General features: G+C 70.2%; 11 protein-coding genes. All 11 read left to right on the top strand.

The features are described 5' to 3' along the window. The first annotated feature begins 350 nt into the window (after window positions 1–350). The 11 genes from rpsL to ACTWQH_RS31830 all read left to right on the top strand — a co-directional run bounded on the left by rpsL (window position 351) and on the right by ACTWQH_RS31830 (window position 12,152). Window positions 351–722: a 30S ribosomal protein S12 gene (gene rpsL / locus ACTWQH_RS31880; protein ID WP_049572471.1), complete on the top strand. Its 372-nt coding sequence runs from the start codon at window positions 351–353 to the stop codon at window positions 720–722. Between the two features lie 3 nt (window positions 723–725). Then, window positions 726–1,196: a 30S ribosomal protein S7 gene (rpsG, locus tag ACTWQH_RS31875; RefSeq protein WP_443290299.1), complete on the top strand. Its 471-nt coding sequence runs from the start codon at window positions 726–728 to the stop codon at window positions 1,194–1,196. A gap of 39 nt (window positions 1,197–1,235) precedes the next feature. Beyond that, entirely contained in the window at window positions 1,236–3,356 is a 2,121-nt protein-coding gene (gene fusA, locus ACTWQH_RS31870) for an elongation factor G (protein ID WP_443290298.1), read from the top strand. 151 nt (window positions 3,357–3,507) lie between these two features. Continuing rightward, complete coding sequence (gene tuf, locus ACTWQH_RS31865) at window positions 3,508–4,701, top strand: elongation factor Tu (RefSeq protein WP_443290297.1); 1,194 nt, start codon at window positions 3,508–3,510, stop codon at window positions 4,699–4,701. A 266-nt stretch (window positions 4,702–4,967) separates the two neighbouring features. Further along, on the top strand, window positions 4,968–5,348 hold the full coding sequence (locus ACTWQH_RS31860) for a DUF485 domain-containing protein (protein WP_443290296.1): 381 nt from the start codon (window positions 4,968–4,970) through the stop codon (window positions 5,346–5,348). Continuing rightward, a complete protein-coding gene (locus ACTWQH_RS31855; RefSeq protein WP_443290295.1) occupies window positions 5,345–7,051 on the top strand; it encodes a solute symporter family protein in 1,707 nt (568 codons plus the stop codon). The genes ACTWQH_RS31860 and ACTWQH_RS31855 overlap by 4 nt, the downstream gene beginning before the upstream one ends. A gap of 185 nt (window positions 7,052–7,236) precedes the next feature. Next, complete coding sequence (locus ACTWQH_RS31850) at window positions 7,237–8,337, top strand: DUF5954 family protein (protein ID WP_443290294.1); 1,101 nt, start codon at window positions 7,237–7,239, stop codon at window positions 8,335–8,337. Between the two features lie 68 nt (window positions 8,338–8,405). Beyond that, complete coding sequence (locus ACTWQH_RS31845) at window positions 8,406–9,500, top strand: sensor histidine kinase (protein WP_443290293.1); 1,095 nt, start codon at window positions 8,406–8,408, stop codon at window positions 9,498–9,500. Continuing rightward, window positions 9,497–10,297 (top strand): LytR/AlgR family response regulator transcription factor, encoded by an 801-nt coding sequence (locus tag ACTWQH_RS31840; protein WP_443290292.1) that lies wholly within the window; start codon window positions 9,497–9,499, stop codon window positions 10,295–10,297. Before ACTWQH_RS31845 ends, ACTWQH_RS31840 begins: the two co-directional genes overlap by 4 nt. Then, a complete protein-coding gene (locus tag ACTWQH_RS31835) occupies window positions 10,294–10,698 on the top strand; it encodes a hypothetical protein (RefSeq protein ID WP_443290291.1) in 405 nt (134 codons plus the stop codon). Before ACTWQH_RS31840 ends, ACTWQH_RS31835 begins: the two co-directional genes overlap by 4 nt. Next, a complete protein-coding gene (locus ACTWQH_RS31830; protein WP_443290290.1) occupies window positions 10,695–12,152 on the top strand; it encodes a sodium/solute symporter in 1,458 nt (485 codons plus the stop codon). The genes ACTWQH_RS31835 and ACTWQH_RS31830 overlap by 4 nt, the downstream gene beginning before the upstream one ends. Window positions 12,153–12,353 lie beyond the last annotated feature (201 nt).

Here is a 12,353-nt window from a genome sequence, read left to right as displayed (position 1 = left end):
CGGGGGTCTGGGGGCGGAGCCCCCGGCGGGGGTCCGGGCGCGGAGTCCCCCGGATCGGGGAGGGGTTGGGCAGGGGCTTCCTCGTCGTTCATCGGGCCATTGTGCGCTCATACGTGCGATCGAGTGGTCGTTTTGACCGCAGCCCGTGCGCTGGGTACGCTCTGACCTTGTGCCTGGGGTGTTCCCTGCGCTCTTTCGGTGAAAGCCCGGAGCGTCAGCCCGAACTCCGGGATCTGCATTCTTCACCGCGGTCGCGGGAGCCGTGCAGCTATCGACACGCCCGACCGCGTGGGTCGGGGAGTGTTCCAGGTTAGCCTTACCGAGATCGGCACAGAGAAACCGGAGAAACGGTGCCAACGATCCAGCAGCTGGTCCGCAAGGGCCGGCAGGACAAGGTCGAGAAGAACAAGACGCCCGCGCTCGAGGGATCCCCGCAGCGCCGGGGCGTCTGCACGCGTGTCTTCACGACGACCCCCAAGAAGCCGAACTCGGCCCTGCGCAAGGTCGCCCGTGTGCGTCTGAGCAACGGGATCGAGGTCACCGCCTACATCCCGGGGGAGAACCACAACCTTCAGGAGCACTCCATCGTGCTGGTGCGCGGTGGCCGTGTGAAGGACCTGCCGGGTGTTCGCTACAAGATCATCCGCGGCTCCCTCGACACCCAGGGTGTGAAGAACCGCAAGCAGGCCCGCAGCCGGTACGGCGCCAAGAAGGAGAAGTAAGCGATGCCTCGCAAGGGCCCTGCCCCGAAGCGCCCGGTCCACATCGACCCGGTCTACGGCTCTCCTCTGGTGACCTCCCTGATCAACAAGGTGCTGCTGCATGGCAAGCGCTCCACCGCCGAGCGCATCGTCTACGGCGCCATGGAGGGCCTGCGGGACAAGACCGGCAACGACCCGGTGATCACGCTCAAGCGCGCGCTGGAGAACGTCAAGCCCACCCTCGAGGTCCGTTCCCGCCGCGTCGGCGGCGCCACCTACCAGGTGCCGGTCGAGGTCCGCCCCGGCCGCTCCTCGACTCTCGCGCTGCGCTGGCTGGTGGGCTACGCCCGCGCCCGCCGCGAGAAGACCATGACCGAGCGGCTGATGAACGAGCTGCTCGACGCCTCCAACGGGCTCGGTGCCTCGGTGAAGAAGCGCGAGGACACCCACAAGATGGCCGAGTCCAACAAGGCGTTCGCGCACTACCGCTGGTAGTCGCAAACCCCATCGAGACCGAGAGAAGACTGAAGCCAGATGGCTACCACTTCACTTGACCTGGCCAGGGTTCGCAACATCGGGATCATGGCCCACATCGACGCGGGCAAGACGACCACCACCGAGCGCATCCTGTACTACACCGGCATGAGCTACAAGATCGGTGAGGTTCACGACGGCGCCGCCACCACGGACTGGATGGAGCAGGAGCAGGAGCGGGGGATCACCATCACCTCCGCCGCTGTCACCTGTCACTGGTCGGTCGATGACGTGGAGAACACGATCAACATCATCGACACCCCGGGCCACGTGGACTTCACGGTCGAGGTGGAGCGTTCGCTGCGCGTCCTCGACGGCGCCGTGACGGTGTTCGACGGGGTGGCCGGGGTCGAGCCCCAGTCCGAGACCGTCTGGCGCCAGGCGGACCGCTACGGCGTGCCGCGCATCTGCTTCGTCAACAAGCTGGACCGCACCGGGTCGGACTTCTTCCGCTGCGTCGACATGATCGTCGACCGGCTCAAGGCCACCCCGCTGGTCATGCAGCTCCCGATCGGCGCCGAGGCCGGCTTCAAGGGCGTGGTGGACCTGGTCCGCATGCAGGCCCTGGTCTGGTCCGAGGAGACCAAGCTCGGCGAGATGTACGACGTCGTGGACATCCCCGAGGACCTGCGCGCGCAGGCCGAGGAGTGGCACGGCAAGCTCGTCGAGGCCGTCGCGGAGAACGACGAGGAGATGATGGAGCTGTACCTGGAGGGCGAGGAGCCCTCCGTGGAGCAGCTGTACGCGGCCGTCCGCCGCGTCACCCTGGCCTCCACCGGCCAGGCCGACACCACCATCACCCCGGTCTTCTGCGGCACGGCGTTCAAGAACAAGGGCGTGCAGCCCCTGCTCGACGCGGTGGTGCGGTACCTGCCCTCGCCGCTGGACATCGAGGCGGTCGAGGGTCACGCGCCGCGCGACGCCGAGCAGGTCATCGTCCGCAAGCCGTCGGAGCAGGAGCCGCTGGCCGCTCTGGCCTTCAAGATCGCGAGCGACCCCCACCTGGGCAAGCTCACCTTCATCCGGGTCTACTCCGGCGTGCTGACCGCCGGCTCGCAGGTGCTGAACTCGGTGAAGGAGAAGAAGGAGCGGATCGGCAAGATCTACCGCATGCACGCCAACAAGCGTGAGGAGATCGACCGCGTCGGCGCCGGCGACATCGTGGCCGTCATGGGGCTTAAGCAGACCACGACGGGCGAGACGCTCTCCGACCAGACCAACCCCGTGATCCTGGAGTCGATGGACTTCCCCGCGCCCGTCATCGAGGTCGCCATCGAGCCCAAGTCCAAGGGCGACCAGGAGAAGCTGGGCGTCGCGATCCAGCGCCTGGCCGAGGAGGACCCGTCCTTCCAGGTCAAGGCGGATCAGGAGACCGGCCAGACGATCATCTCCGGCATGGGTGAGCTGCACCTCGACATCCTGGTCGACCGCATGAAGCGGGAGTTCAAGGTCGAGGCGAACGTCGGCAAGCCGCAGGTCGCCTACCGGGAGACGCTGCGCCGCGCCGTGGAGAAGGTGGACTACACCCACAAGAAGCAGACGGGTGGCTCCGGCCAGTTCGCCAAGGTGCAGATCAGCCTGGAGCCGCTGGACGGCGACGGGTACGAGTTCGAGAACAAGGTCACCGGTGGCCGCATCCCCAAGGAGTACATCCCCTCGGTGGACGCGGGATGCCAGGACGCGATGGAGTTCGGCGTGCTCGCCGGGTACCCGCTGACCGGCGTGAAGGTGACCCTGCTCGACGGGCAGTTCCACGAAGTGGACTCCTCCGAGATGGCCTTCAAGATCGCCGGGTCGATGGCGTTCAAGGAGGCTGCCAGGCGGGCCGCCCCGGTGCTGCTGGAGCCGCTGATGAAGGTCGAGGTCACGACGCCCGAGGACTACATGGGCGACGTGATCGGCGACATCAACTCCCGCCGTGGCCAGATCCAGGCCATGGAGGACCGCAGCGGTGCCAAGGTCGTCAAGGCGCTGGTGCCTCTGTCGGAGATGTTCGGCTACGTGGGTGACCTGCGCAGCAAGACCTCCGGCCGCGCGAGCTACAGCATGGAGTTCGATTCCTACGGTGAGGTTCCCAAGAACGTCTCCGAGGAGATCATCGCGAAGGCGAAGGGCGAGTAGCCCGTAAGCTGGAGCTAGACCATCTCATTAGGTCAATATCAGGCGAAACGGTCAAGGGTTTCCCCTCGGGGTCCTGACCGGTTCGGTACGTCAACTGAAACCTTCCGCATGGTGCGGAGGGCGTACAGCACCAGTCCACAGGAGGACCCCAGTGGCGAAGGCGAAGTTCGAGCGGACTAAGCCGCACGTCAACATTGGCACCATCGGTCACATCGACCACGGCAAGACGACGCTTACCGCGGCGATCACCAAGGTGCTGCATGACGCTTTCCCGGACCTGAACGAGGTTTCGGCGTTCGAGAACATCGACAAGGCGCCCGAAGAGCGCCAGCGCGGTATCACCATTTCGATCGCGCACGTCGAGTACCAGACGGAGAACCGTCACTACGCTCACGTCGACTGCCCGGGCCACGCGGACTACATCAAGAACATGATCACCGGTGCCGCCCAGATGGACGGCGCGATCCTGGTGGTCGCCGCCACCGACGGCCCGATGCCGCAGACCAAGGAGCACGTGCTCCTGGCCCGGCAGGTCGGCGTGCCCTACATCGTGGTCGCGCTGAACAAGGCCGACATGGTGGACGACGAGGAGATCATGGAGCTCGTCGAGCTCGAGGTCCGTGAGCTGCTCACCGAGTACGAGTTCCCCGGCGACGACGTGCCGGTCGTCAAGGTCTCCGCGCTGAAGGCGCTGGAGGGCGACGAGAAGTGGGCCCAGTCCGTCCTGGAGCTCATGCAGGCGGTGGACGAGTCCATCCCGCAGCCGGAGCGTGACATCGACAAGCCCTTCCTGATGCCGATCGAGGATGTCTTCACCATCACCGGTCGCGGCACGGTCGTCACCGGCCGTATCGAGCGCGGTGTGCTGAAGGTCAACGAGACCGTCGACATCATCGGCATCAAGGAAGAGAAGTCGACCACCACCGTCACCGGCATCGAGATGTTCCGCAAGCTGCTGGACGAGGGCCAGGCCGGTGAGAACGTCGGCCTGCTGCTCCGCGGCATCAAGCGCGAGGACGTCGAGCGCGGCCAGGTCGTCATCAAGCCGGGCTCGGTCACCCCGCACACCGAGTTCACGGCCACGGCGTACATCCTGTCGAAGGACGAGGGTGGCCGTCACACCCCGTTCTTCAACAACTACCGCCCGCAGTTCTACTTCCGGACCACCGACGTGACCGGCGTGGTGCACCTCCCCGAGGGCACCGAGATGGTCATGCCGGGCGACAACACCGAGATGCGCGTCGAGCTCATCCAGCCGATCGCCATGGAGGAGGGCCTGAAGTTCGCCATCCGCGAGGGTGGCCGGACCGTGGGCGCCGGCCAGGTCACCAAGATCATCAAGTGACCTGACGCCGGGCCGCCAGGCCGCGGTACACGCGCAAGGGCCTCTTTCCCGCCATCACCACGGCGGGGGAGAGGCCCTTCGGCTTGCCTGGCCGTCCGCTCGTCGTGGAATCCGACCGCTCGTCGCATCCCGGGCGACCGTTCGGCGCCGCATCCCGGCGTTCACCGAGTGTTGTCGTCGGTCGACTGCCCAGCGGTTGTGACGCTCCCTACATTGCCCGTGCGATCCCCCTACGGGACCGACCAGGAGCCGATCAGGAGCCGATGATGACGACGACGGATTCCGTACCCGCGGGCGGTGACCCGCGGGCGCCGGGCGGCGACCTGGAAACCCGCTCGGTCGCCATGCACGACGACCCGCGTTTCCGCGAGCTGCGCAGCCGCCTCCTGCGCTTCGTGGTCCCGCTCACCATCGCCTTCCTGACCTGGTACCTGCTGTACGTGGTGATGTCGGTCTACGCCCGCGGCTTCATGGACAACAAGGTCGCCGGCAACATCAACGTCGCCCTCGTCTTCGGCCTGCTCCAGTTCGTCTCCACCTTCGGCATCGCCATCTGGTACTCCCGCTACGCCGGCCGCCGCATCGACCCGCTCGCCGACGAGCTGCGCGCCGAACTGGAAGGAACGCCGGGAGGGAAGCAGTCATGATGACCTTCGCACAGGACGCGACGACCTCCGGCGAGCGCACGATCACGCTCGTCCTCTTCCTGGCGTTGATCGCCATCACCGTCGGCGTGACGATCTGGGCCAGCCGCCAGACCAGGACCGCCGCCGACTTCCACTCCGGTGGCCGCGCCTTCTCCGGCGTCCAGAACGGCTTCGCCATCGGCGGCGACTACATGTCGGCCGCCTCCTTCCTCGGCATCGCCGGCATCATCGCCCTCTCCGGCTACGACGGCTTCCTGTACTCCATCGGCTTCCTCGTCGCCTGGCTGATCGCGCTGCTCCTCATCGCCGAGCTGCTGCGCAACTCCGGCCGCTACACCATGGCCGACGTGGTCTCGTACCGCATGAAGCAGCGCCCGGTGCGGACCGCCGCCTCGGTCTCCACCCTCGTCGTGTCGATCTTCTACCTGCTGGCGCAGATGGTCGGCGCGGGTGCGCTCGTCTCCCTGCTGCTGGGCATCGAGGAGGGCGAGACCTTCCTCGGCATGGACGCCGACACCGCCAAGATCGTCGGCATCGTCGTCGTCGGCATCCTGATGACCCTCTACGTCTCCATCGGCGGCATGAAGGGCACCACCTGGGTGCAGGTCATCAAGGCGTCCATGCTGATGACCGGCGCCATCCTCATCACCATCCTGGCGCTGGCGATCTTCGACTTCGACCTCAACGGGCTGCTGGGCGACGCCTCCGAGGCCAGCGGCGTGAAGGAGGCGTTCCTCCAGCCCGGCCAGCGATACGGCGTCGAGGTGCCCGGCGACTCCTGGAAGACGCTGACCAACAAGCTCGACCTGATCAGCCTCGGTCTCGCCCTCGTCCTCGGCACCGCCGGCCTGCCGCACATCCTGATCCGCTTCTACACGGTGCCGGACGCCAAGGCCGCCCGTAAGTCCGTCAACTGGGGCATCGGCCTGATCGGCACCTTCTACCTGATGACGCTGGTCCTCGGCTTCGGCGCCGCCGCACTCGTCGGACGGGACGCCATCGTCGCCCAGGACAAGGCGGGCAACACGGCGGCGCCCATGCTCGCCGAGGCCGTCGGCGACTACTGGGGCGGCGACTGGCTCGGTGCCGTGCTGCTGGCCTTCATCGCCGCCGTCGCCTTCGCCACCATCCTCGCCACCGTGGCCGGCCTGACGATCGCCTCCTCGTCCTCGCTGGCGCACGACTTCTACAACAGCGTGCTCCGCCGGGGGAAGGCCACCGGCCAGGAGGAGGTGCGCGTCGCCCGCTACGCCGCCTTCGGTGTCGGGGCCGTCGCGATCGTGCTGGCGATCTTCGCCCAGAACCAGAACGTCGCCTTCCTCGTCGCCCTGGCGTTCGCCGTCGCCGCCTCCGCCAACGTGCCGACGCTGCTGCTGAGCCTCTTCTGGAAGCGGTTCAACACCCAGGGCGCGGTCGCCGGCATCTACGGCGGCCTGGCCAGCGCCGTCATCCTGGTGTTCTTCTCGCCCGTCGTCTCCGGCAAGGTCAACCCCGACACCGGCGAGAACCTCGCGCTCTTCCCCAAGAGCGTGGACTTCTCCTGGTTCCCGCTGGAGAACCCCGGCCTGGTCTCCATCCCGCTCGGCTTCCTCTGCGCCGTCGTCGGCACGTGGATGTCGAAGGAGACCAACGCCGACAAGTTCGCTCAGCTCCAGGTGCGGGCCCTCACCGGCGCCGGCGCCGAGAAGGCCAGCAGCCACTGAGCCACCAGCCCCGTCCCCACGACTCGCCGGGACTCGTCACCACCCGGCGACCCCAGCCCGGGGTCCTGAGAGGCCCCCTCAGGACCCCGGGCTTCCCCGTCACCCCTACCCGACACTCTCCCCGTCATGATGAGAATTCCGGCAAACGCCTGCCCCGGCACGGCCGTTGCCGTCACACTGGGCACATGAGGGATCACCGGAAGACGCCACGCCACCTGACCATCACGGTCATCCGCCGGGACGATCCGGTCTCCGAGGTCACCGAGCAGGACACGATCCGGGCGGCCGGGCGCTACCCGAACATCGTCATCCGCGGCCCCGTCTTCGGCTTCGCCGCGCAGGCGCCCGAGGACGGCCCCGGCTGGCGGCTGCTCAGCGACGTGTCCGACGGCTTCCCCCAGCACTCGCGCGACGCCCTCAACTCCCACCTGTGGTTCCGCGCCAAGGACGAGACGAACGCCGGCGACCCGCTGCGCGAGCAGCTGCTCGCCGCCGTGGCCCGCCTGGAGACCGAGCCCCTCAACGAGCTGGCCGTGGGCGAGACCCGCTACCGCGTCGTGCGCGGCGACGAGTTCGCCCGCGTCGGCTCGGAGGGCATCGAGGGCCCCCGGCCCACCGACCCCGACGACCCCGGCCGCGACATCGGTGACCGGTGCCGCTCCCCGCGCTGCCGGACCACGGGCTTCGTCATCGACCACGCCAAGGCCACCGGCGTCATGGAGAGCATCCAGCGCATGGAGCTGCTGCCGCTGCGCTACCGCGCCCCGCGCATCCCGCAGGAGGTCAGGGAGGACTCGCGCCGCGCCCTGCGCACCCACCCCGGCGTGGTGCTGCTGCCCGCCGCCTTCACCTTCGCCGAGCGCAAGCAGGCATCCTGGGAGCCGATGGCCGGGCTCCACCCCACGCCGCAGGACGCCCGCGCCACTCTCTACAACTACCTCGCCGAGTTCCTGCCCAAGCTGGAGCAGGATGTCTCGCCCGCCGATGCCGAGACATACGCCGAAGCGGCCGAGCGCTATCGCGCGGGCCCGCCCCGCGACGAGCTGCGCGTCCTCGGCCGCCGCTTCCAGATCATCCGCGTCGAGCGCATGATCCGCGTCGGCCCCGACGGACCCGAGCCGCCCCGCCGCACCGACACCGACCCGTACGGGCCGATGCGGCTCCACCCGCCGCTGGCCGAGGTCGAGCGGCGCGAGCGGCGTGAGCAGCGGGAGCGGAGCGCGCAGCGGGAGCGGAACGCGCGGCGGGAGCGGCGACGCGGGCGACGGCCGCCGACCCACGGCTGATGGCGTTCAGGGGGTTGAAGGCGTTCAGGCCCTACTGGACCGCGCCGCGCTGGGCTAGCGTGCGGGCCATGCTGGACTTCAGGCGAGCGCGGCGAGCTGCCGGCCGGCCCGACGCGGGGCTGACCGTGCGCGTGCTCACCGCCGTCCAGCGCATGGACGACGACCTGCGCGACGGCCTCGGCGGCCGCGGCTGCGCCCAGGCCGCGCGGCGCCTGAAGCGGCTGCTGAACGCCACCACCGTCGTCCTCGCCGACCTCGACGGCCCCGTCGCCGTCGCCGGACCCGGGCCCGAGTCCGAGGAGCTGACCGCCCTCCTCACCCAGGCGTACGAGCAGGCCCTGCCGGCCCACCGCCCGCCCTGGTCGGCCGTGCCGCTCATCGTCGCCGGCGAGCTGAGCGGCGCCCTGGCCGTGCGCGCCGGCGACGACGCCGAGGAGCACGACGCCGACCGGGCCGACGAGGAGCTCACCGCCGTGGCCGCCCTGGTCGCCAGGTCGCTGGACCACGCCGCGCTGCGCCGCGCCCGCGCCCGCATCGCCCAGGCCGACCTGCGCACCCTCCGCGCCCAGATCTCCCCCCACTTCCTGCACAACTCCCTGGCCGTGATCGGCGCCCGCATACGCACCGACCCCGACCGCGCCCGCACCCTCCTCAACGACTTCGCCGACTACCTCCGCTACAGCTTCTCCACCAAGGGCGACTACGCCACCGTCGCCGAGGAGCTCCAGGCCATCCAGACCTACCTGGAGCTCCAGCGCGCCCGGTTCGACGACCGCATGGAGCTGACCGTCCGAATGGCGCCCGAGGTCCTGCCGGTCGCCATCCCCTTCCTCGTCATCCAGCCCATCGTGGAGAATGCGGTCAGGCACGGCCTGGAGCCCAAACCGGGGCGCGGATCGATCTCCGTCTCCGGCTTCGGCGAGGGCCCGCTGTGCGTGATAGAGATCGAGGACGACGGCGTCGGCATGGACCCCGAGTTCGCCCAGGCCATCCTGGCGGGCAGCGGGCCGCCCGCGAAGCGGGTCGGCCTGGCCAATGTCGACCAGCGGCTGCGGACCGTCTACGGGCCCGAGTACGGGCTGGTCATCGAGACGGCACCCGGCAGCGGGACGAAGGTCGTCATCCGGGTGCCGCGTTTCATGCGAGGAGTGGTCGCCACATGACCGTGAGCCTGAGGGCCCTGGTGGTCGAGGACGAGGCATCCACCCGCGAGGAGCTGGCCGGGATGCTCGCCGGGCTCCCGGAGATCGGCGCGGTCGGCGAGGCAGACAGCGGCGAGGCGGCCGTGCGCCGCCTGGGCACCGACACCTTCGACGCCGTCTTCCTCGACATCTCCATGCCCGGCCTGGACGGCATGGAGGTCGCCCGCGTCCTCAGCATGCTCTCCACGCCCCCCGCCATCGTCTTCGTCACCGCCTCCGAACACCACGCGGTGGAGGCGTTCGGCATCGGCGCCGTCGACTACCTGCTCAAGCCCATACGCCCCGAGCGGCTCGCCGAGGCCGTCGCCCGCGTCCGCGCGCTGCGCCGCCCCGCCCCCGACCCGCGCCCGGCCGCGGCCGACGAGCTGTCGGTGGTGCAGATCGAGACCGGCCGGCACACCGTCTTCGTCCATCGCGACGACATCCAGTTCGCCGAGGCCCACGGCGACTACGTGCGGCTGCACACCGGCGAGGACAGCCACCTGATCCGCCTCTCGCTGAGCTACCTGGAGGAGGTCTGGGCCCCGGCCGGCTTCGTCCGCGCCCACCGCGGGTACCTGGTCGCCGTCCGGTGGGTGCGCGACCTGCGGGTCTCCAGCTCCTCCGGGCTGCTGGCCCGCACGCCCGCCGGGGACGTGCCGGTCAGCCGCCGCCACGCCCGCGAGCTGAAGGAACGCCTCCTGGCCGCCGTGCGCGATGGCGCCCGGGAGGGCGTTCGGGAGGGCGTTCGCGACGGGACGCGGGACGAGGTGAGATGAGCCCGACGCGCCGGGTGCGCATCACCTCCCCGCAGACCCGGATCGCCCTGTCCCGGAGGAACCGCCCCGCCCAGCACCTGCTGCCGCCGCACTTCCCCAGCCCCGGCGCGGACGCGGAGGCGGAGGACGACGCGGCGGCGCGCGCGCTCTTCGCCCGCCAGCGGCGGCTCGCGCTGCGCACCCTGGCCGTGCTCGGCGGGCTGCTCTTCGGGCTCAGCGGCGTGCTGGGGGCGCTGCCCGCCCTCGACCGGGTGACGCTCCTCGGCATCCCCGCGTCCTGGCTGCTGCTGATGACCGCCAGCTACCCGCTGCTGCTGCTGATCGCGGTCCTCCACGTGCGGCGCGCCGAGGCCCACGAACGCGCGTACCAGCGCCGGCACCGGTACCGGTACCGGTCATGACGGGGCTGCTGGCGATCGGGCTGCTGCTGGCGGCCAGCATGATCATCGGGGTCTACGGTGTGCGGGCCGCCCGCTCCACCCCCGACTTCCTCGTGGCCTCGCAGCGCGTCGCGCCCGGGTGGAACGCCATGGCCATCGCCGGGGAGTACGTCTCGGCCGCCTCGGTGCTCGGGCTCGCCGGGCTGATGCTGAAGGACGGCATCGGCAGCCTGTGGTACGCCGTGGGCTTCACCGCCGGGTACGTGGCGGTCGCCGCGCTGGTGGCCGGGCCGATGCGGCGCTCGGGGGCGTACACGGTGCCGGACTTCGCCGACTACCGGCTCGGCTCGGAGACCATACGCAAGCTGTGCGCGGTCATCGTGCTGGTGATCATGTGGCTGTATCTGGTGCCGCAGTTCAAGGGCGCCGGGGTGGTGCTGCACCTGGTCAGCGGGACGCCGTACTGGGTGGGAGTGGTGCTGGCGGGCGTGGTGGTCACCGTCTCGATCGCGGCGGGCGGGATGCGTTCGGCCACCTACGTGCAGGGCTTCCACTACCTGGTGAAGCTCCTCTTCATCGCGGTCCCGGCGGTCTTCCTCATCGTGCACGCGGGGGAGGAGGCCCGCGCGGACGCGCTGCGCGTGGAACCCCCCGACTGGAGCCGCCCGCTGCTGGACCTCGGGGGCTCGGGGGAGCCGCTGCTGGCCACCTGGTCGGTGCTGCTGGCGACCACGCTGGGTGCGGTGGGGCTGCCGCACGTGATCATGCGCTTCCACACCAGCGCCACGGCGTGGGTGGCCCGCCGGGTCGCGGTCGGCGTCATCGTGCTGCTCGGGATCTTCTACCTCTTTCCGGCGGTCTACGGGCTGCTGGGGCGGGTGTTCACCCGCGACCTGGTGGACAGCCGCGAGACGGACACGGTGACGGTGGTGCTGCCGGGGGAGATCGTCGGCGGGGGATGGGGGGAGGTCCTCACGGCAATCGTCGCGGCCGGGGCCTTCGCGGCGTTCCTCTCCACCTCCTCCGGGCTGCTGATGGCGCTGGCCGGCGGCCTCTCGCACGACCTGTCGCGGGCGAGCGTGCCGCGGCTGCGGAAGGCGGTGGCGGCGGGGGCGCTGGTGGCGGTGGTGCTGTCGCTCCCCGCGGAGCGGGTCGACATCAACGTGCTGGTGGGGTGGGCGTTCGCGGTGGCTGCCTCCACCTTCTGCCCGCTGCTGGTGCTGGGCATCTGGTGGCGCGGCCTGACGGTGGCGGGGGCGGCGGCGGGGCTGGCGACGGGGGTGTGCGCGGCGACGGGCGCTGCGCTGGCCTCGACACTGGCGGACCCCGGCGCGGGCTGGGTGGTGGTCCTCCTCGCCCAGCCGGCGGCGTGGACGGTGCCGCTCGCGTTCGTGGTGATGGTCGGGGTCTCGCTGCTGGGCACGCCACCCGAGTGGTCCGAGCGCGCCGTCCTGCGCCTGCACCTCCCGGGCTGACGCCCCCGGGGCTCCGCCACGGACCCCGGCCGCCCACACCCCGGCACCCCACCCGGGGGTGAGGGCCGTCGTGAGTTGGCTCCATCCGGGGGTGGGGTGCGTGGTGGGTCGGTTCCATCCCGGGGTGGGGGAGTGGTGGGTCGGGGCGAAGCCCCGGGGTGTGGGGCGCGGTGGGTCGGCTCCATCCGGGGGTGGGGTGCG

Origin of the sequence: Streptomyces sp. 6N223 (assembly GCF_052246635.1) — a bacterium.
Classification (GTDB): domain Bacteria; phylum Actinomycetota; class Actinomycetes; order Streptomycetales; family Streptomycetaceae; genus Streptomyces.
The sequence above is the reverse complement of the archived record's forward strand: the minus strand, read 5'-3'. Positions and strand labels throughout refer to the sequence as shown.